The organism is Achromobacter dolens (assembly GCF_902859745.1).
Taxonomy (GTDB): Bacteria; Pseudomonadota; Gammaproteobacteria; order Burkholderiales; family Burkholderiaceae_B; genus Achromobacter; species Achromobacter dolens.
Genome location: NZ_CADIJW010000075.1, coordinates 1 through 18,538, shown reverse-complemented (window position 1 = coordinate 18,538; position 18,538 = coordinate 1). Strand labels below are relative to the sequence as shown.

At 68.8% G+C, this 18,538-nt stretch carries 18 protein-coding genes and 1 pseudogene; 5 read left to right on the top strand and 14 right to left on the bottom strand.

The features are described 5' to 3' along the window. Positions 1 to 340, bottom strand: a pseudogene (locus HV783_RS27975) (FAD-binding protein); the annotation flags it as partial. A gap of 44 nt (positions 341 to 384) precedes the next feature. Between HV783_RS27975 and HV783_RS27970 the strand changes: the two are divergent. Both HV783_RS27970 and HV783_RS27965 read left to right on the top strand, forming a co-directional pair. Then, positions 385 to 1,545, top strand: coding sequence for a pyridoxal phosphate-dependent aminotransferase (locus HV783_RS27970; protein WP_054501001.1), 1,161 nt, complete (start codon positions 385 to 387; stop codon positions 1,543 to 1,545). A 298-nt stretch (positions 1,546 to 1,843) separates the two neighbouring features. Continuing rightward, on the top strand, positions 1,844 to 2,953 hold the full coding sequence (locus HV783_RS27965; protein WP_175190273.1) for a fimbrial protein: 1,110 nt from the start codon (positions 1,844 to 1,846) through the stop codon (positions 2,951 to 2,953). Positions 2,954 to 2,982: 29 nt separating this feature from the next. Here HV783_RS27965 and HV783_RS27960 read toward each other — a convergent pair whose 3' ends face one another. After that, positions 2,983 to 3,801, bottom strand: coding sequence for a lytic transglycosylase domain-containing protein (locus HV783_RS27960; RefSeq protein ID WP_054500999.1), 819 nt, complete (start codon positions 3,799 to 3,801; stop codon positions 2,983 to 2,985). Positions 3,802 to 3,884: 83 nt separating this feature from the next. On the opposite strand from HV783_RS27960, the gene HV783_RS27955 reads away from it, so the two are divergent. Further along, positions 3,885 to 5,429 carry a UbiD family decarboxylase gene (locus HV783_RS27955; RefSeq protein WP_144655345.1) on the top strand — a complete coding sequence of 515 codons (1,545 nt, stop codon included), beginning with the start codon at positions 3,885 to 3,887 and terminating at the stop codon, positions 5,427 to 5,429. 90 nt (positions 5,430 to 5,519) lie between these two features. Here HV783_RS27955 and HV783_RS27950 read toward each other — a convergent pair whose 3' ends face one another. The 7 genes from HV783_RS27950 to HV783_RS27920 all read right to left on the bottom strand — a co-directional run bounded on the left by HV783_RS27950 (position 5,520) and on the right by HV783_RS27920 (position 10,696). After that, positions 5,520 to 5,867 carry a hypothetical protein gene (locus HV783_RS27950; protein ID WP_064528217.1) on the bottom strand — a complete coding sequence of 116 codons (348 nt, stop codon included), beginning with the start codon at positions 5,865 to 5,867 and terminating at the stop codon, positions 5,520 to 5,522. Beyond that, positions 5,864 to 6,280: a phage holin family protein gene (locus HV783_RS27945; RefSeq protein ID WP_054500996.1), complete on the bottom strand. Its 417-nt coding sequence runs from the start codon at positions 6,278 to 6,280 to the stop codon at positions 5,864 to 5,866. Before HV783_RS27945 ends, HV783_RS27950 begins: the two co-directional genes overlap by 4 nt. Positions 6,281 to 6,347: 67 nt before the next feature. Then, complete coding sequence (locus HV783_RS27940; protein ID WP_054428548.1) at positions 6,348 to 6,665, bottom strand: ElaB/YgaM/YqjD family protein; 318 nt, start codon at positions 6,663 to 6,665, stop codon at positions 6,348 to 6,350. 83 nt (positions 6,666 to 6,748) lie between these two features. Beyond that, entirely contained in the window at positions 6,749 to 7,474 is a 726-nt protein-coding gene (locus HV783_RS27935) for a hypothetical protein (protein ID WP_054500995.1), read from the bottom strand. Positions 7,475 to 7,628: 154 nt separating this feature from the next. Further along, positions 7,629 to 8,498, bottom strand: a complete 870-nt coding sequence (locus HV783_RS27930; protein ID WP_054500994.1) for an ABC transporter ATP-binding protein — start codon at positions 8,496 to 8,498, stop codon at positions 7,629 to 7,631. 4 nt (positions 8,499 to 8,502) lie between these two features. Beyond that, positions 8,503 to 9,354, bottom strand: a complete 852-nt coding sequence (gene ntrB, locus HV783_RS27925) for a nitrate ABC transporter permease (protein WP_372414776.1) — start codon at positions 9,352 to 9,354, stop codon at positions 8,503 to 8,505. 46 nt (positions 9,355 to 9,400) lie between these two features. After that, the gene (locus HV783_RS27920; RefSeq protein WP_116792904.1) at positions 9,401 to 10,696 is read right to left on the bottom strand and encodes a CmpA/NrtA family ABC transporter substrate-binding protein; all 1,296 of its coding nucleotides are present in this window, start codon (positions 10,694 to 10,696) and stop codon (positions 9,401 to 9,403) included. 599 nt (positions 10,697 to 11,295) lie between these two features. On the opposite strand from HV783_RS27920, the gene cysG reads away from it, so the two are divergent. After that, positions 11,296 to 12,711 (top strand): siroheme synthase CysG, encoded by a 1,416-nt coding sequence (gene cysG, locus HV783_RS27915; RefSeq protein WP_064528211.1) that lies wholly within the window; start codon positions 11,296 to 11,298, stop codon positions 12,709 to 12,711. Positions 12,712 to 12,760: 49 nt separating this feature from the next. Here cysG and upp read toward each other — a convergent pair whose 3' ends face one another. The 5 genes from upp to HV783_RS27890 all read right to left on the bottom strand — a co-directional run bounded on the left by upp (position 12,761) and on the right by HV783_RS27890 (position 17,842). Next, positions 12,761 to 13,399 (bottom strand): uracil phosphoribosyltransferase, encoded by a 639-nt coding sequence (gene upp / locus HV783_RS27910; protein WP_020926674.1) that lies wholly within the window; start codon positions 13,397 to 13,399, stop codon positions 12,761 to 12,763. Positions 13,400 to 13,522: 123 nt separating this feature from the next. Next, positions 13,523 to 14,971 (bottom strand): D-alanyl-D-alanine carboxypeptidase/D-alanyl-D-alanine endopeptidase, encoded by a 1,449-nt coding sequence (gene dacB / locus HV783_RS27905; protein ID WP_054500991.1) that lies wholly within the window; start codon positions 14,969 to 14,971, stop codon positions 13,523 to 13,525. Between the two features lie 109 nt (positions 14,972 to 15,080). Next, a complete protein-coding gene (locus tag HV783_RS27900) occupies positions 15,081 to 16,235 on the bottom strand; it encodes an ABC transporter substrate-binding protein (protein ID WP_175190272.1) in 1,155 nt (384 codons plus the stop codon). 66 nt (positions 16,236 to 16,301) lie between these two features. Next, positions 16,302 to 16,805: a flavin reductase family protein gene (locus tag HV783_RS27895; RefSeq protein ID WP_054500989.1), complete on the bottom strand. Its 504-nt coding sequence runs from the start codon at positions 16,803 to 16,805 to the stop codon at positions 16,302 to 16,304. Positions 16,806 to 16,828: 23 nt separating this feature from the next. Beyond that, complete coding sequence (locus HV783_RS27890) at positions 16,829 to 17,842, bottom strand: LLM class flavin-dependent oxidoreductase (RefSeq protein ID WP_054500988.1); 1,014 nt, start codon at positions 17,840 to 17,842, stop codon at positions 16,829 to 16,831. Between the two features lie 120 nt (positions 17,843 to 17,962). Here HV783_RS27890 and HV783_RS27885 point away from each other — a divergent pair. Next, positions 17,963 to 18,538: IclR family transcriptional regulator (locus tag HV783_RS27885; RefSeq protein WP_254604075.1), on the top strand; the 576-nt coding region annotated here is incomplete at its 3' end.

Genomic DNA, 18,538 nt, shown 5'->3' with positions numbered 1-18,538 from the left:
CGCCAGGCTGGGCGCGCCAGCGCGGCGCGGGTCCGGCCAGGCGCGCCAGTCCCGCCAGGCGGCCGGGATCGACCGCCAGCAGCGGGCCGTCGACCGGCGCGAACGGCCCGTCGGCATCGTCCAGCGCCAACACCACCCCGTATTCGGCGCATAGCGCGCGCGCATGCGCCACATCGCCCTCTCGCAGCGGCGTCAGCACCGCCCGCGCCCGTCCGTCCGCCGTCGCGCCCAGGTCGCGCACCGTCCCCTGGCACAACAGCCCCAGCCGTTGCAGGAAGGTGGCCCAGGGGGTCTGGACCGGCCGTCGGCCAAGGAGGAAAGCGCGCCGCGATGGCTGCATGACTACAATTCCTTTTTCCGCTTCAAGTAGCCTTCGAGATTCCGATGCCCCGCCTTGCCGCCCGTACCAACGATTTCCTGACCTTCCAGGTGGTTGAACTGTTCAAGCAGGCGCAAGCGCTGCAGGCGGCGGGCAAGGACATCATCAGCCTGGGCATCGGCGAACCGGACTTTACCGCGCCGCCCCAGGTCGTGGAAGCGCTGCAGCGCGCGGCCCAGGCCGGCCAGAGCGGCTACAGCGCGCCCGCCGGCCTGATGCCGCTGCGCGAGGCCATCGCCCGGTTCTACCACGAACAGTTCGGCGCCGTGATCGATCCGCGCCGCGTCATCGTCACGGCCGGGGCCTCGGGCGCCCTGACCCTGGCCTGCGCCGCCCTGGTCAACCCAGGCGCGCAAGTGCTGATGCCGGACCCCTCGTATCCCGCCAACAGCAACTTCGTGCTCGCCGCCGGCGGCCAGCCGCGCCTGATCCCCAGTTCCGCGGAAAAGCGCTTCCAGCTTTCCGCGCAGGACGTGGCCCGGCACTGGACCGAAGCCACCCAGGGCGTACTGGTGGCGTCGCCCAGCAACCCCACCGGCACCTCCATCGACCACGACGAACTGTCCAGGCTGCTGGCCGAGGTGCGCGCCCGCCACGGCTTCGCCATCGTCGACGAAATCTACCTGGGCCTGTCCTACGAAGGCCGGCCGCGCTCCGCGCTCACGCTGGACGACGACATCATCGTCATCAACAGCTTCTCGAAGTACTTCCACATGACCGGCTGGCGCCTGGGCTGGATGATCGTGCCCGAGGCCATGGTGGCCCCCGTCGAGAAGATCGCCGGCAGCCTGGCCATCTGCGCGCCGACCCTGGCGCAGCACGCCGCCCTGGCCTGCTTCACGCCCGACGCCCTGCGCACCTTCGAACACCGCCGCGAAGCCTTCAGGCAGCGCCGCGACTACCTGCTGCCCGAGTTCGAACGCCTGGGCCTGAAGGTGCCGGTCAAGCCGGATGGCGCGTTCTACATCTACGCCGACATCAGCGACCTGGCGAGCGACAGCGCCGCCTTCTCGCAACGCCTGCTGCTGGAAGCCGGCATCGCGGCCGTTCCCGGGCTGGACTTCGGCCCTGCCCACGGCCACCACACCATGCGCTTTTCCTACGCCACGGGCCTGGACCGGCTGGAAGAAGCGGTGGCCCGCCTGGGCAGGCTGCTGGGCCGCTGAGGCGCGCCCCCACCGCCCTGGCGCGGCCACGCAAAGGGGCCCAGCCACGGACTGCCGGGCTGGCGCCCGGGCCACCCGCCGGCGCCACGCATTCCCGCGCCAGGCGCCGCTGTGAAGCCACAACCATGGCCGGACATTCCCGGCCGCCGAAATCGCCCGGACACAATAGCCGAGCCTATGGTGAAGCGCCATTTGCCGAGCCCGCGCACCTATATTCCCTGGAGTCTTTTCCGCTCCCCGACCAAGGTCGGGGGCGGGCGGCCGCGCGGCCGGATCGCGCCTATCCAGGAGTCAATTCATGATCAAGCGGATCGCGGCAAGGGTCCGCCGCCCGGGGCGTGGCGCGCTGGCGGTGGCGGGATGGCTCACCGCCTGTCTGCTTCCTCTGGCGGCCCACGCGCTGGGCCCGGGATGCCAACTCGACCCGACGCGGGCCGGCAACTACACACAGGACATGGGGGCGCAAGCGGCGCCCGGGCAATTCGCGCCACCGCTCCTGACGCTGGACAAATCCAATCCGCCAGGCACGGTCGTCTACGATGCCCCCTTGCCGCCGGTGCCTTGGGTGTGTGTCAGCAACAGCGCGAGCATGGCGCCTTTCCTGGTGTCCGGGGGCAACATGGCCTCGGTACTGAACGAGCTGCGCAGGGTCGGCCTGAAACTCGTCATCCAGATCAATGGTTACCCGGCCTGGGAACCTACGGGCAGCACCACCGATGACCGATTCCGCTTGAGCGCCGAGCATTACGCCCCCAAGTCCGCGACCGACCCCACGCTCACGGCGACAGGGGTGCTGCTCGGCAAGCTGCAACTGGTCACCGTAACGCCTCCGACCAGACCTGTCAGGGCCTTCTTCCCCGCGTACAACGACCTGGTCAGAATGCATTACGCATTCATCAATACAAATCACATCGCGATCGGCTCCAGCAACGCAACGGCCGTAAGCCTGATTCCGACCTGCATCGCGAAAATCTCGACGCCCGCTTCGGTCTACCTGGGCAGGGCATACAGCCTGGGCAATCTGCCGCTGCCGCCGCCGATGCCATTCACCATCGTCGCGGATTTCAACGAAGCCTGCGATGGCGGCTTCCAGATCGCCGACCTGGGCAGCATAGTGGTTCCTCTGCAGATCAAGTTCCAGCCCGAAGGCAGCCCGGTGCTGACGTCCAGCGACCGGAACATCGAGTTGAAAAACACCGATGGCACGCCAAACGGCCTTGCGTTGCGGGTCAACGAAAACGGCGCCATTCCGATCGCCTTCAATCAATGGCGCCCGGTGGCCGAGTCACTGACCACCACGCTGCGTCCCAGGAGCCTGAATTACTCGGCGGAACTGGTGAAGACCGGCACGGCGGTGGTGCCGGGGGCGTTCAACCAGCAAGTCACGATACTCGTGACCTTCCGCTGATCCCCGGTTCCGCCCGGGGATCAGCGGGCTCAATCGCGGGCCAGCGCGATACCCGAGGCCAGCGCCAGGCGCCGGCGCTCGGCCTGCACTTTGGCGCCGTAACCATTGTCGTCCGGCCCGGTCGAGCCGACATAGCAGGCCAGGCCGCCATCGACCGAGCCGCGCCGGTTGATGCAGTCCTTCAGGATGGTGGCGCCCACGGCGATGTTGGCGCCCGGGTCCAGCGGATTCTTGCCAACGGCATCGAACTTGTCCTGGTGCACGCTGGTCATCACCTGCATCAGCCCCTGCGCGCCGACGTGGCTCTCGGCCAGCGGGTTGTAGCGCGATTCGATGGCAATGACGGCCAGCAGCAGCAACGGATCGAGCTGTTTCTCGCGGCCCACCTTGTACACCGTGTTCAAGAGCGGACCGGTCGCGTCATAGGCGACCTTGTATTTGCGCGAAATGTAATTGCGCAAGGCTTCGGCCTGCGGCCCGGTGGCGACCATGGCAGGCTTCTTGGGCGTCGCGGGCGCGGCGCGGGCAGGCCCCAACATGCCGGTCGCATTGCTGGACGGCGCCGTGGGTACGGCCATGGCAATCGCCGACGAGGAATCGGCGCCGAATTCGGACCCGGCTTCGGATTCGACGCCGGTCTGCATGGATGAAGGCGCGAGGGCGGTCAACAAGGCTTTGTGCACTTGCAATGCCTGGTCGCGCAAACCAGGCAGGGCGAATCCCATGCTTACCGTCACGATCACCGCGATGCCCAGGTATACGGAGCAGATGCGCAGCGATTCGGCAAGATATTGGTGCACTCCTTGGGCCATGTTCCTGAACAGGCTGGCCACTGACGCATCGGGCATGAAAACCTCCTGCGTTAAAAAAGAGGGAGTCAATGTTAACCTCTCTTCCTCCCCAAGATGTAACCAAATAGCCGGGATCTGTAGTGAAATACCGCGACCTTAGAGACTTCCTCGCTCAACTCGAACGCATGGGCGAGCTCAAACGCATCGCCGCGCCGGTCTCGACGCGCCTGGAAATGACCGAGATTTCCGACCGCGTGCTGCGCGCCGAGGGCCCCGCCCTGCTGTTCGAGAAAGCGCAGCACGACGGCACGCCGGCCGGGATGCCGGTGCTGGCCAACCTGTTCGGCACGCCCTCGCGGGTGGCGCGCGGCATGGGCGCCGACGACGTCAGCGCGCTGCGCGACATCGGCGAACTGCTGGCCTCGCTGCGCGAGCCCGAAGCGCCCAAGGGCCTGCGCGACGCGCTGGCCAAGGTGTCGATGCTGAAGTCGGCGCTGTGGGACATGAGCCCCAAGAACGTCAAGAGCCCGGCCTGCCAGGAGATCGTCTGGGAAGGCAAGGACGTGGACCTGACGCGCCTGCCGATCCAGACCTGCTGGCCGGGCGACGTGGCGCCGCTGTTGACCTGGGGCCTGGTGATCACGCGCGGCCCCAACGCCCGCCGCCAGAACCTGGGTATCTACCGCCAGCAGTTGCTGGGCCCGAACAAGCTCATCATGCGCTGGCTCTCGCACCGCGGCGGCGCGCTCGATTTCCGCGACCACGCGTTGGCGCATCCTGGCACGCCCTTCCCCATCGCCGTGGCGCTGGGCGCCGACCCGGCCACCACGCTGGGCGCGGTCACGCCGGTGCCGGACAGCCTGTCCGAATACCAGTTCGCCGGCCTGCTGCGCGGCTCGCGCACCGAGGTGGCGCAGGCGCTGGGCAGCAACCTGTCGGTGCCAGCCTGGGCCGAGATCGTGCTGGAAGGCCACCTGCTGCCGTCATCCGACCCGCGCGCGATAGCGCCGGCGGTGCCCGACGGCGTCAACCCGCCGCCCAACAGCGACTACGAGATGGCGCTGGAAGGCCCCTACGGCGACCACACCGGTTACTACAACGAGCAGGACTGGTTCCCGGTGTTCACGGTCGAGCGCATCACCATGCGCCGCAATCCCATCTATCACTCCACCTACACCGGCAAGCCGCCCGATGAACCCGCGGTGCTGGGCGTGGCGCTCAACGAGGTGTTCGTGCCGCTGCTGCGGCGCCAACTGCCCGAGATCGTCGACTTCTACCTGCCGCCCGAGGGCTGCAGCTACCGCCTGGCGGTGGTGTCGATCCGCAAGCAGTACGCGGGCCACGCCAAGCGCGTCATGTTCGGGCTGTGGAGCATCCTGCGCCAGTTCATGTACACCAAGTTCATCGTGGTGGTCGACGAGGACATCAATCCGCGCGACTGGAAGGAAGTGGTGTGGGCCATGACCACCCGCATGGATCCGGTGCGCGACACGCTGCTGGTCGAGAACACGCCCATCGACTACCTGGACTTCGCCTCGCCGGTGTCCGGCCTGGGCGGCAAGATGGGCCTGGACGCCACCAACAAATGGCCGGGCGAAACCCAGCGCGAATGGGGCACGCCCATCACCATGGATGCCGACGTCAAGAAGCGGGTGGATGACATCTGGGGGCAATTGGGACTGTAGCCCGCGGTGGCGCGGCAAGCCGCCCGGCCCATGAAAAAACCCCGCCGGATACGGCGGGGTTTTTCATCTGGGCGGGCGCGCAGACCGGAATCAGCGGTCGTCGCGCGAATCGCGCCACAGCTTGAACAACTGCCAGCCCACCAGCGCGCCGCCAGCCAGCTTGAGCAGCTTGGACTTGCCGCCGCCGCGCATGAACATCGCCGACAGCGACGAGCTGATGATGGGATAGCGCCGCGCCAGGCCGATGGCCTGCATGGCCCAGCGCGAGGCGCCGCCGGACGCGAGACCCGGCACGAAGCTCTTGAGCAGCGCGGCCGGCTCGAGCCTGCGCCCCGTGGACACGATGCCCTGGGCCAGCGACTCGCGCTCGATCGCGGCGCGGGCGCGCAGCAGCTCGATGCGCACGGCGCGGTCGACGGTGGGAGACCTTTTCGTCATGACAAGTCCTCCTGGCGCCGCTGCGCGCGGTCATCGTCCTGCGCGTCGCGCACCCGTTCGAGCAGCTCGGCGTCACGGCCCAGTTCTTCCAGCGTGGCCGCGAATGGCGGCGGCCCGTAGACCAGGCCATGGCGCACCACCAGCAGCAGCACCACGCCGACCACCAGGTACAAGGCCGCCAGCAGGCCCAGGGCCAGATAGCGGTCTTCGGTGGGCCAGAAGGCCACCGCGATCGTGATGGTGAACACCAGCACCGCCAGCGTCAGGAACAGCAAGGCGGCGAACGCCATGCCCAGCAGCTTGAGCAGGCGCGCCTTTTCGCCCGCCGCTTCCAATGCCAGCAGTTCCAGGCGCGTGCGCATCAGCCCGACCAGGCTGGACGCCACGCCAAATACAGATTTGCGTAGACCCATGGCCAAAGGACGCCGGGCGGGCGAGCCGGCCAGAGGCCGGCGCCGCCCGCCCGGAAGTCCTGCCTTGTCAGCGGCGGCTGATCAGCAAGCCGAGCAGCAGGCCGGTCACGCCTGCGATGCCGATGGCTTGCCAGGGATTGTCGTGCACGTAGTCATCGGTGGCGCGCGCCGCCTTGCGACCGCGTTCGAGCACCGCGTCCTGGGCTTCGTACAGGGCTTCGCGGGTGCGCTTGAGCGAGGTCATGGCCCGTTCGCGCAGTTCGGCGGCCTTGTCGCCGGTGCTGCTGGCGGCTTCGCGCAACAGGCTTTCAGCGTCATTCAGGCTGGTCTTGACACTGTCGATGAGTTTTTCTTTTGCGACGTCTTCGGATTTTCTCGTGGCCATTTTTTGAGCTCCTGTAGTGTGTCTATGACAAAACCATCATACCAGCCGCTCCGCAAGGGTCCAGGCCGGCTTGCTACCGTGTGCTACTTGATTTGCGTAATCTCAACGGCAGACTTCACGCCGCCCTGGTCGATATCCTGCTTCATGACCAGGTTGACCGCCGGGCAGTACCAGTCGGTGACGGTGGTGTTCATGCCGGGAATCGGGATGGTCAACCCCTGGAAGGTGGCCATGGTGGGATCGGAATTGCGCGTGTAGGTGACGGGATGGCAGGCCTGCTGGCCCAGCGCGGTGCCGATGCTGGTGGAGCGGCCGACGGTCTTCTCGCCGATGCGCACCGTGGTGCTGGGCTGGCCGCCGACCGGCGCTTCCTTGCCGATCTTCAGGCGGAACGACGAGCCCGGCAGCTTCTGCCCGGGGTTGAGCTTGCCGTCGTAGGCGAACAGGCCGAGCATGCGCAGGTCGAACTGGCCCTCGGACGGCTGTGGCGCCTCGCCGGCGGAGGCGTACTTGAGGAAGGTGGCCTGGCCGCCCTTGACGGTCATCAGGTAATCGAGCTTGGACTTGCCCGGCGGCAGGCCCGCATAGCTGAAGCGGGCCACGCCCTGCACGCGGGCGCGGCAGTTGTCGCCATTGCTTTTCGTAACCTCGGTGAAGGCCAGGTCGGCGCCCAGGGCGATATTGCCCGAGCCGGTCAGTTGCACCGCGCCGCCCTCGTGCATGAACTTCGCATCGCAGACACCGGCCTGCGCCACGCCGGCCGCGCCCAGCGCGCCGGTCACCAAAACCAGGGATGCCAATTTTCGCAATGCCACAAGCCACTCCAGAAATCCAGGACACGCCGGCGCTGCGCGCCCGGCTGGCTTGATACTACACCGGTTGGCAAATCACACGCATGACGGAACGTGTCAGCCGCGCGACGGACGCGTTGCCGCGCCGGCCGGAGGGCGTCGGCTCCCCGCGTCAGGCCACGGCGCGCGCCCCGGCCGCCACCGGCTCGTCCTCGGCATCGGGCAGCGCCGCCAACGCCACGGGCGCCGGCGTCCGTTCGGGATTGCCGTGACGCCGGTGCAGGAAGTCCACCACGGCGGCGCGGCACGACAGGTAGACCGGATCATTGGCCAGCCGCACCCGGTCGCGCGGCCGCGCCAGCGGGACCGGCAGGATCTCGCCGATGGTCGCGGCCGGCCCATTGGTCAGCATGACGATGCGGTCGGACAACAGCACGGCCTCGTCCACGTCGTGCGTGACCATGATGGTGGTGGTGCGGGTCTTGGCGACGATCTTGAGCAATTCGTCCTGCAGGTGCGCGCGGGTCAGCGCGTCGAGCGCGCCGAACGGCTCATCCATCAGCAGCACGCCCGGCTCGATCGCCAGCGCGCGGGCGATGCCGACACGCTGCTTCATGCCGCCGGAGATCTCGCGCGGCAGTTTGTTCTGCGCCGGCAGCAGGCCGACGAGATCGAGCGCGGCGCGGGTGCGCTCGGCCAGTTGGGCGCGCTTTTCCGACGCGCCGAAAACCCGTTCCACCGCCAGGTGCACGTTCTGGAAGCAGGTCAGCCAGGGCAGCAGCGAGTGGTTCTGGAACACCACGGCGCGATCCGGGCCGGGCCCGGTGATTTCGCGCTCGGCGCACAGCAGCACGCCGCTGGTCGGGCGGGTCAGGCCGGCGATCAGGTTCAGCAGGGTGGACTTGCCGCAGCCGGAATGGCCGATCAGGGTGATGAACTCGCCCTGCTCCACCGTCAGGTCGATGTCGCGCAGCGCGACGAAGGCGCCCTTGCGGGTGGCGAAGGTCTGGCCCACGCGCTCGATGCGTACGAATTTCTTCATGGCGCTACTCCTCGGTGTAGGTGAAGCGGCGGGCCAGCGCGACCAGCAGCGTTTCCAGGATCAGCCCGACGATGCCGATCACGAAAATGGCGATGACGATGTGCTCGACCTTCAGGTTGTTCCACTCGTCCCATAGCCAGAAGCCGATGCCGGTGCCGCCGGTCAGCATCTCGGCCGCGACGATCACCAGCCAGGCGGTGCCGATGGACAGCCGCACGCCGGTCAGCATGTAGGGCAGCACGGCCGGCAGCAGCACCTTGGTGGTGACCTTCCATTCGGACAGGTTCAACACCCGCGCCACGTTCAGGTAGTCCTGCGGCACGCGCGACACGCCGACCGCCGTGTTGATGATCATGGGCCAGATAGAACAGATGAAAATGGCCCAGATCGCGGCCGGGTTGGCGGCCTTGAACAACAGCAGCCCCAGCGGCAGCCACGCCAGCGGCGACACCGGCCGCAGCAGGCTGACGATGGGCGAGAACATCGCCCGCACCGGCGCGTAGCGGCCGATGGCGAAACCGATCGGTATCCCCACCAGCGCGGCCAGGCCGAAGCCGATGCCGACCCGCTGCAGCGAGGCCAGCAGGTTCCAGCCGATGCCCTTGTCGTTGGGGCCGTTGTCGTAGAACGGGTCCGAGAACAGTTCCACCGCCGCGCGCCACGTCACGCCCGGTGTGGGAATCTCCGGGATGCGCATGGCGACCACCTGCCACACCAGCACGAACAGCGCGAAACCGGCCACCGGGCCGACCACGGCGCGCAGCGCCGCTTCCAGCCGTTCGCGCCAGGCATCGGTCCAGGGGGCGGCCCGCGGCGCCGGGGCGGGGGTGGCGGACACGGGCGCGGCCCGCTCCATACTCGTTACGGTAGACATCGCGAGCTTCTCCTATGCGTGGCGGCGCTCAGGCCTTGACCTTGAAACCGTCGGCGTAGGCCGCCGGGTTGCTGCCGTCCCAGACCACGCCGTCGACCAGTTTGGAACTGCGCATCTCGCTGCCTGGCACGGCGAGGCCGGCGGCCTGCGCGGCCTGCTTGTAGATGTCAATGCGGTTGACCTGGCGCGCGACGGCCAGGTAGTCGGGATGATCCTTGAGCAGGCCCCAGCGCTTGTGCTGGGTCAGGAACCACATGCCGTCGCTCAGGTAGGGGAAGTTGGCCGCGCCGTCGCCCGAGAAACGCATCGCGTGCGCGTCGCTCCAGCGCTTGCCCAGGCCGTCGTCATACTGGCCCTGCATGCGGTCGATGATGCCGCTGGCGTCGGTGTTGACGTACGACTTGGCGGCGATGGTCTCGGCGGTCTTGCGGCGGTTTTCGGGCGAGGCGTCGATCCATTTGCCCGCCTCCAGAATGGCGGCGGTGACGGCGCGCGCGGTGTTCGGATGGCGCGCCACGAAGTCGGCGCTGGTGCCCAGCACCTTTTCGGGATGGTCGGTCCAGATGGCCTGGGTGGTCACGGCGGTGAAGCCGATCTTGTCGAGGATGGCGCGCGCGCCCCACGGTTCGCCCACGCAGAAGCCGTCCATGTTGCCCACCCGCATGTTGGCCACCATCTGCGGCGGCGGCACGGTGATGACCTTGGCGTCCTTCATCGGGTCGATGCCGTAGGCGGCCAGCCAGTAGTACAGCCACATGGCGTGGGTGCCGGTCGGGAAGGTCTGGGCGAAGGTGTATTCGCGCTTCTCGGAGGCCATCACCCTGGCGAGCGATTCGCCGTCGCGGGCGCCGGCCTGCAGCAGCTTGTTGGACAGGGTGATGGCCTGGCCGTTCTGGTTCAGGCTCATCAGCACGGCCATGTCCTTCTTCGGCCCGCCCACGCCCAATTGCACGCCATAGATCAGGCCGTAGAGCACGTGGGCCATGTCCAGTTCGCCATTGAGCAGCTTGTCGCGCACGGCGGCCCAGGACGCTTCCTTGGACGGCGTGATGGTGACGCCGTACTTCTTGTCGATGCCCAGCACCGAGGCCATCACCACCGAGGCGCAGTCGGTCAGCGGAATGAAGCCGATCTTGACCTCGGCCTTCTCGGGCGCGTCGCTGCCCGCGGCCCAGGCGCCGGCGCGCACCAGCGGGTCGACCAGTGACAGCAGGCCGGCGCCGGCCACGGCGCGCGCGGTGCCGGCCAGCCACTTGCGGCGGCTGGCGTCGGTGGTCGAATCCGGCCCCGTGGCGGCGGGAAGGCGGGGTTTCACTGGCGTCATACGAGGCTCCTGGCAAAAAAAAACGTCCCGCGCGCCGATCGGGGACAACCCGTTGGCGCTGCGGAACGTCGTTGTTCCCTGCCGCGGATCGCGGCGCTTGGCGTGGCCGGACCGCGCGCGGACCGTCCATCAACGGTTAAGCAATCGGCGTGCCAAGTGGCCGGGCGCGCTCGTCGCGGCCGGCGCGCACCCGCGCGCCCATTGGGTTTGCGGCGATCCGCAAGGCCGGCCGGGGCGCCCCGCTCCGATGATGGCCGGCGCGCCTGGCGATCCAACTTGGTGCGCAAACGAATGCGGCAACGCACCATCGATGTGCGGACGGCGCCGGCGACCTCGAATCCGGCGGCTTGCCCGCGCCCCGTCTCCCCTGCGGCCCCGCCTCCTCGCCCAGGCGGCCGCCGCCGGATGCGCGGCTTTCCTGGCTTGGCCAAGGCCGCTGCGCGGGCATGGAACTTGCATGGGTTGAGCCGGCGCGCCCCGCAAGCGGCCCGCGCCAAATAAGTTGTGGCTATATGGATTCAAGAAATCAGAAGTTGTGGGGATGAGACCCGGTCCCTATGATCGTTTGACCTACTGCCGGGTGCGCCCGAGGCCGCGTAATGAAGCTTTTCCCGATTTTTGCCGATCTGAAGGACCGGCCCGTGCTGGTCGTGGGCGGCGGCGCGGTGGCCGAGCGCAAGACGCTCGCCCTGCTCGAAGCCCATGCCGATGTCGCCGTTGGCGCGCCCGAGCTGACGCCAGCGCTGGCGGACCTGCTGGCGGCGGGCCGCATCCGCCACCTGGCGGGCCGCTTCGACCCCGCCTGGCTCGACGGCGCGTGGCTGGCGGTGGCCGCCACTGACGACCGCGGCGTCAACGCGGCGGTCTCCGACGCCGCGCGGGCGCGCCGCATCTTCAGCAACGTGGTGGACGATCCCGAACTGTCGTCGTTCCAGGTGCCGTCGATCGTCGACCGCTCGCCGGTCATCGTGGCCATTTCCTCGTCCGGCGTGGCGCCGGTGCTGGCGCGGCGCCTGCGCGAACGCATCGAATCCCTGTTCGACCATAGCCTGGGTCGCCTGGCGGGCCTGGCGGAACGCTACCGCGCGCGCATCCGCGCCGGCCACCCCGACCTGGGCGCGCGCCGCCGTTTCTATGACTGGCTGCTGGACGGGCCGGTGGCCGGCCTGCTGCGCCAACAACGTCCCGAGGCCGCGCAAGCCGCGCTGGAAGCCGCCCTGGCCCAGCCGCTGGCGCCGGCCGAAGGCAGCGTGGTGCTGGTCGGCGCCGGCCCTGGCGATCCGGGCCTGCTGACGCTGAAGGCGCTGCGCGCGCTGAACGAGGCCGACGTGATCCTGTACGACCGGCTGGTCAGTGACGACATCATGTCGCTGGCGCGCCGCGACGCCGAACGCATTGCGGTGGGCAAGCTGCCGGGCGAGGACCATCACGCCACCCAGGCGCGCATCCACGCCCTGCTGGTCGAACACGCCCGCCTGGGCCGCCGCGTGGTGCGGCTCAAGGGCGGCGACGCCTTCATCTTCGGCCGCGGCGGCGAGGAACTGGAACACCTGCGCGCGCATGGCGTGCGTTATGAGGTGGTGCCCGGCATCACCGCCGCGCTGGCCTGTGCCGCCTACGCCGGCATCCCGCTGACGCATCGCGAGCACGCGCAATCGGTGCGCCTGGTGACCGCGCACTGCCGCGAAGACGAGGACAACCTGGACTGGCCGGCGCTGGCACGCGAACGCCAGACGCTGGCGTTCTACATGGGCGTGGGCCAATTGGAACTGCTGACGCAGCGCCTGATCCGCCATGGCCGCGCCGCGATTACGCCGTTCGCGCTGATCGAGAACGGCAGCCGGCCCGAGCAGCGGGTGCTGTCGGGCACGCTGGAAGACCTGCCGCGTCTGGCGCGGGCGCACGCCATCCGCTCCCCCGCCCTGCTGATCGTGGGCGAGGTGGCGGGACTGGCGCAATCATTGCATTGGTTCGGCGAGCACCTGGAAGGCGCGCCGCAAAGACTGGCGGCGTAGCGGCCGGCGGCGGCTGCCACAGGCGCCCGGCCCCGCCGCCCGGGAGGACTCAGTCGGTCTTCTGGGTGGTGCCGAAGATGCGGTCGCCGGCATCGCCCAGGCCCGGCATGATGTAGCCATGCTCGTTCAGGCCGTCGTCGATGGACGCGGTGTAGATATGCACATCCGGGTGCTTGGACAGCACCGCGTCGATGCCGACCGGCGCGGCCACCAGCACCAGCGCGCGGATTTCCTTGCAGCCGGCGCGCTTGAGCAGGTCGATCGCGGCGACCATGGAACCGCCAGTGGCCAGCATCGGGTCGACGATCAGCGCCAGGCGCTGGTCCAGTTCGCCCACCAGGCGTTCCAGGTAGGTGTGGGCTTCGAGGGTCTCTTCGTTGCGGGCCACGCCCACCACGCTGACCTTGGCGCCCGGGATCAGGCTGAGCACGCCGTCCAGCATGCCAATGCCGGCGCGCAGGATGGGCACCACGGTGACCTTCTTGCCGGCGATCTTCTCGACCTGCACGGGGCCGCACCAGCCTTCGACGGTGGCGGGCGCGAGCGGCAGGTCCTTGGACGCTTCGTAGGTGAGCAGCGCGCCCACTTCCTGCGACAGTTCACGGAAGCTCTTGGTACTGAGGTCGGCGCGGCGCATGATCCCGAGCTTGTGGCGGATCAGCGGGTGGCGGATTTCGTGCACGGGCATGTGCGTAAATCTCCAGGATTATTGATAGGCAGGGTTGGTTCGCCTCAGGCGCCGCCGCAAACATGGCGCGCGCCCGAGAATCGTAATCGGTTTACCGGGTGGATGCAGGGGGCCGCGTCAACCTTATTGTTCGGCCAGCCAGGCGATCAGGGCGTCGTCGAAGGCCCGCACGGCGCCGGCCTGCTCGTGGTTGACGATGCTGACCACCACGTAGCGCTTGCCGCTGGCGCCCAGCACGTAGCCGGCGATCGCGCGCACGTCGCGCAGCGACCCGGTCTTCAGGTGGGCCATGCCGAGGGTGCCGTCGCCCTTCATGCGGCGGCGCACCGTGCCGTCGACGCCGGCGATCGCGAGGGATGAAATGTACTCCGGCATGACGGGGGAATTCCAGGCCAGCGTCAGCATCGAGGCCAGGCTGTCGGCCGACACCCGCGCATCGCGCGACAGGCCGGCGCCGTTGTCGATCACCAGTTCGGGCATGTCCAGGCCCTGGCGGGCCAGCAGGTCCTTGGCCACGCTGCCACTGCTGGCCACGGTGGCCGGCCGGCGGCCCTTTTCCGCGCCCAGGGTCAGCAGCAGCGTGCGCGCCATGACGTTGTTGCTGCGCTTGTTGATCTGGCGGATGACCTCGGCCAGCGTCGGCGAATCGTGCGAGGCCAGCACCACGGCGTCGCCCGGCACCATGCCGGCGCGCACCTGGCCCTTGAAGGTGCCGCCCAGCTCCTTCCACAACAGGCGGAACAGCTCGGTGGCGTAGTCGGTCTGCGACAGCGCCAGCCGGTACAGGTCGAATTCGCCGCAGGAACCGGCCACCTTGCCGCTGACGCGCAGGGTCACGCCCTGCTGGGTGATGACCGGGTCGGTGTTGACGACGGGCGCGCCCGGGCAGCGGGCGTCGCTCCATTCGACCCGGCCCTCGATCTTCAGGCCGGGCAGCGGCGGGTCGATCAGCGGCACCCACTTGTTGGCGGCCGGATCGGGGGTGAACAGGATGCGCACGGCGCCAAAGCCCACCATCAGGGCATCGGGGCTGGCGTTGTAGGCGCGGTCCGGCGCGCCGTCGAAGGCGCCGGGGTCGGTGGCGACCTGACCGAAGATGCTGCGGTCGATCACCAGGTCGTTGATCTGCTTGACGCCGCGCAGGCGCAGTTCGCGCAGCAGCACCCACAGGTCCTGCATCAGGAATTGCGGATCGCCGCCGGCGCGCAGGTAGAGCGGCCCGGGCAGCACGCCCTTGGCGTCGGGCCGGGCGCCCGGCTCGGTCATGAAGGCGGTGCGCCAGACGTAGTTGGGGCCCAGCTCGGACAGCGCCGCCCAGGTGGTGACCAGCTTCATCACCGACGCCGGGTTGCGCGCTTCCTTGGCGTTCAGGGCCGCCAGCCGCGGGCCGCCGACCTCCTGCACCACCAGCGATAGCGAACTGTCGGGCAGCTTGCTGGCCTTCCAGGCGTTGACCACGCTGGGCGGCAGCCCCGGCACCTGGGCGCAGGCGGCACTGGCGGCCAGGGCCAGCAGTCCGCCGGCCAGCCATTGCCACGGCCCGCCCACCCGCTTTTTCCCTAGTCCCGTCATGCCCTGTCCACCCGGTTGCTCGTGCTGCAAAACCGTGAGCATACAAAACCTGGGACGGTTGCGGGCGGCGGCGCGCGCCGAAAGCGCGCCAGCCGCCCTCGCGAGGTGACTACTGTTGCAGTTTCCACTTGCCGCCGGCCACGGTGGCCATGACCAGCGCGCGCTCGTCCAGGCCGTTGTGGTCGGTCGGGCTCATGTTGACCACGCCGGTGGCGGTCGGCAGGTTCTTGACGTTCTCCAGGGCATCGCGCAGCGCCGCGCGGAATTCCGCGGTGCCGGGCTTGGCTTTCTTGAGCGCCACCGGCAGGGCCTGCTGCAGCAGCAGGCCGACGTCCCAGGTGTAGGCGGCGAACAGCGACACGCTGCCCGGACCGTTGGCGGCCTCGTACTTTTTGGCGAAGGCCTGGGCCGTGGCCTTGACCGGATGGGTGTCCGGCAGCAGGTCGGCCACCATCACCGGCCCCACCGGCACCCAGGCGCCGTCGCAGGCGGCGCCACAGACGCGCAGGAAATCGTTGTTGGCCACGCCGTGGTTGAAGTAGATCTTGCCCTTGAAGCCGCGTTCGCGCAGCGAGCGCGCCGGCATCGCCGCCGGCGTGCCGGAGGCGCCCACCACCACCGCGTCCGGAGCGGCGCCGACCAGTTTCAGCGTCTGCGCCACCGCCGAGGTGTCGGTGGGCGCGAAGCTTTCCTTGCCGACGATCTCGATGCCGTGTTGCCTGGCGGCCTTTTCCACTTCCACCCAGAAAGTCTCGCCCAGGGCGTTGTTGAAGCCGATGAAGGCCAGCTTCCTGACGCCGTTGGCGGCGGCGTGGCGGGCGATGCCCTCGGCCATCAGGGAATCGGAATGCGGCGTCTTGAAGACCCAGCGGCGCTTGTCGTCCACCGGATCGATCAGGCGCGCCGACGAGGCCAGCGTGATCACCGGCGTGGCGCCGCTGGCCACCGTGTCCAGCATGGCCATGGTATTGGGGGTGGTGGAGGAGCCGATGATGAGGTCAGCCTGGTTTTCCGAGATCAGCTTGTGCGAATTGCTGACCGCGCGGGTGGTGTCGGAGGCATCGTCCAGCACCACGTATTCGACCTTGACGCCGCCGATCTCGGTGGGCAACAGGCTGATGGTGTTGCGTTCGGGAATGCCCAGCGAGGCCTGGGGGCCGGTGGTGGACAGGGTGGCGCCGATCTTCACCTGCGCCAGCGCGGGCGCGGCGCCCGCGACCAGCAGGGCCGCCAACGCGGCCGTCAGAGTGCTACGAGGGGTCATGCGGTATCTCCTTTGGGGCGCGGATATCGTTATGCGTCTTGCCGATCCGCTACGGCGTGGAAAGCGTTATACGACGGGATCCCCCAGGTGCGACAGGAATGACCCATCATGGAAAACCAGGGCGCCGCCGGGGTCGTCCGGGGTGTGCAGGCGGCGCACCTCGCCGATCAGCAGGGCATGGTCGCCCACCTCCAGCACCTGGCGGGTGGCGCACTCGAAGCGGGCGGCGCACTCGTCGAACACGGGGATGCCGTCCTCGGTGGCGTACCAGTCCAGTCCGGCGTAGCGGTCGGCCACCGGCTGCGAGAACACCCGCGCCAGGTCGCGCTGCGGCGCCCCCAGCACATGGATGGCGAAGCCGCCGCGGGTGGTGAAGTCGGCATAGTGGAGGCTCGCGCGGCGCAGGCTCCACAGCACCAGCGGCGGCTCCAGCGAGACGGGCGCGAAGGAGTTGACCGTGAGGCCGATCGGCCCGTCGGCGCCGGCGGCGGTCACCACCGTGACGCCGGTGGCGTAGCGCCCCAGCGCCCGGCGCAGACGAAGTGGGCTGAGATCGTCACTGGCAGGCATGGAGGCTTCCCCGCGGCCGCCGCTCAGGCGGGCACCGTGCTGGCCGGGCGCACGCCCGACAGCGGCAGGGCCTCGGCCATCAGCCGCTGCATCGAGTCCAGCACCCGGTCCTGCGGCATCAGGCCGAAGTTGTGCAGGCTCATGACGTGGTCCAGGCCCATGTCGGCCAGCCGCGCGAGCTTGTCGGCCACGGTGCGGGCCGAGCCGAACAGCGACAGGCCGCTGGCGATGATGTCGTCGTACACCTGCTTGCGCGCATACAGCCGCGTGTCCACATACAGGTCGAAGGCGCGGGCGGCGCGCTCGCGGGCCTCGTCGTCGGTCGCGGCCACGTGGGTGTGCAGCGCCACCGCAGCCATGCCGGTGGCATCCTCGATGCCGGCCTCGGCCAGGCCGCGGCGGTAGTCCTGCATCATCAGGCCGATCTCCTCGAAGTTGTCCACCGCCGCGTAGGGCACGAACAGCATGCGGCGGCCCTGGCGGCCGACGTGGTAGGCGGCCTCGCGGCGCAGGATCGCCACGTACACCGGCACCGGCTGCTGCACCGGCTGCACGTTCAGGCGCACCGCGTGGATGCGGTTGAACTTGCCTTCGTGGCTGACGCGCTCGCCGGCCAGCAGGCGCTCGACCAGCATCAGGTTCTCGTCGAAGCGCTCGCGCTTGGTGGCCGGATCGACGTCGTAGCCCTCGAACTCGTGCTTCAGGTAGCCCGACCCCACGCCCAGCGACAGCCTGCCTTGCGAAAGCTGGTCCACCAGGGCATAGTTTTCCGCCACCGTCAGCGGGTTGTGGAAGGTGAGGATGGAGATCGCGGTGCCCAGCCGCAGCCGCGTCGTCTGCTGCGACAGCGCCGCCAGGAACACCGCCGGATTCGGCACCGCGCCGTATTCATGGAAGTGGTGCTCGGCCACCCAGAAGGTGTCGTAGCCCAGTTGTTCGGCGCGGCGCGCCTGCTCCAGCACCTGGCCGTAGAGCTGGCCCAGGCTGCGGGGCTGGTCGGGGTAGTGGTCCTGCACCGAGAAGATGGACATCTTCATTGCTTGTCTCCGTCTTTGTCCGTTCGCGCACCGGGCCGGTCTTTCGGCCCGAATGGTTGTCCGCCACGGCACGCTGATGTATTTTTTAGTGATACACGTATTCTAATAAGAGACGAACTGATGTCAACAGAAAGCAGCACCGGGATCCAGTCCGCCGAAATCGCCCTGGACGTCCTGACCCGGCTGGCCGAACTGGGCGGCGCCGTGTCGGTGTCGGAGCTGGGCCGCAGCCTGGACATGCCGCGCGCCAAGGCGCACCGCTACCTGGTGTCGCTGGAACGGCGCGGCTACGTCGAGCAGGATCCGGCCAGCGCCCGCTACCGGCTCGGACCGCAGGCCCTGCACACCGGACTGGCGGCGCTGGCGGAAGTGGATTTCGTCAAGCTGGCGGCCGGCTGCCTGGAAGACCTGAGCGCGGCCATCGGCCAGACCGTCTTCATCTCGGTCTGGGGCCAGCATGGCCCCACCATCGTGCAGTGGCGCGACGCGCGGCTGCCGGTCACGGTCAACGTGCGCGTGGGTTCGGTGCTGCCGCTGCTCAACAGCGCCACCGGGCGCGTCTTCGCGGCCTGGCTGCCGGAGGCGCTGGCGCTGCCGCGCGCGCTGGCCGAATGGGACACGGCGCGCCTGCCCAGCGGCGCCGGCCACGACGCCGACTACATGGCGCCCACCGGCCCCATCGGCATGATCTTCATC

Excerpts from the sequence above, each read along its gene's own strand:
- HV783_RS27970 (WP_054501001.1), top strand. The coding sequence starts at position 385 with ATGCCCCGCCTTGCCGCCCGTACCAACGATTTCCTGACCTTCCAGGTG.
- HV783_RS27965 (WP_175190273.1), top strand. The coding sequence starts at position 1,844 with ATGATCAAGCGGATCGCGGCAAGGGTCCGCCGCCCGGGGCGTGGCGCG.
- HV783_RS27960 (WP_054500999.1), bottom strand. The coding sequence starts at position 3,801 with ATGCCCGATGCGTCAGTGGCCAGCCTGTTCAGGAACATGGCCCAAGGA.
- HV783_RS27950 (WP_064528217.1), bottom strand. The coding sequence starts at position 5,867 with ATGACGAAAAGGTCTCCCACCGTCGACCGCGCCGTGCGCATCGAGCTG.
- HV783_RS27945 (WP_054500996.1), bottom strand. The coding sequence starts at position 6,280 with ATGGGTCTACGCAAATCTGTATTTGGCGTGGCGTCCAGCCTGGTCGGG.
- HV783_RS27940 (WP_054428548.1), bottom strand. The coding sequence starts at position 6,665 with ATGGCCACGAGAAAATCCGAAGACGTCGCAAAAGAAAAACTCATCGAC.
- HV783_RS27930 (WP_054500994.1), bottom strand. The coding sequence starts at position 8,498 with ATGAAGAAATTCGTACGCATCGAGCGCGTGGGCCAGACCTTCGCCACC.
- ntrB (WP_372414776.1), bottom strand. The coding sequence starts at position 9,354 with ATGGAGCGGGCCGCGCCCGTGTCCGCCACCCCCGCCCCGGCGCCGCGG.
- HV783_RS27920 (WP_116792904.1), bottom strand. The coding sequence starts at position 10,696 with ATGACGCCAGTGAAACCCCGCCTTCCCGCCGCCACGGGGCCGGATTCG.
- cysG (WP_064528211.1), top strand. The coding sequence starts at position 11,296 with ATGAAGCTTTTCCCGATTTTTGCCGATCTGAAGGACCGGCCCGTGCTG.
- upp (WP_020926674.1), bottom strand. The coding sequence starts at position 13,399 with ATGCCCGTGCACGAAATCCGCCACCCGCTGATCCGCCACAAGCTCGGG.
- dacB (WP_054500991.1), bottom strand. The coding sequence starts at position 14,971 with ATGACGGGACTAGGGAAAAAGCGGGTGGGCGGGCCGTGGCAATGGCTG.
- HV783_RS27900 (WP_175190272.1), bottom strand. The coding sequence starts at position 16,235 with ATGACCCCTCGTAGCACTCTGACGGCCGCGTTGGCGGCCCTGCTGGTC.
- HV783_RS27895 (WP_054500989.1), bottom strand. The coding sequence starts at position 16,805 with ATGCCTGCCAGTGACGATCTCAGCCCACTTCGTCTGCGCCGGGCGCTG.
- HV783_RS27890 (WP_054500988.1), bottom strand. The coding sequence starts at position 17,842 with ATGAAGATGTCCATCTTCTCGGTGCAGGACCACTACCCCGACCAGCCC.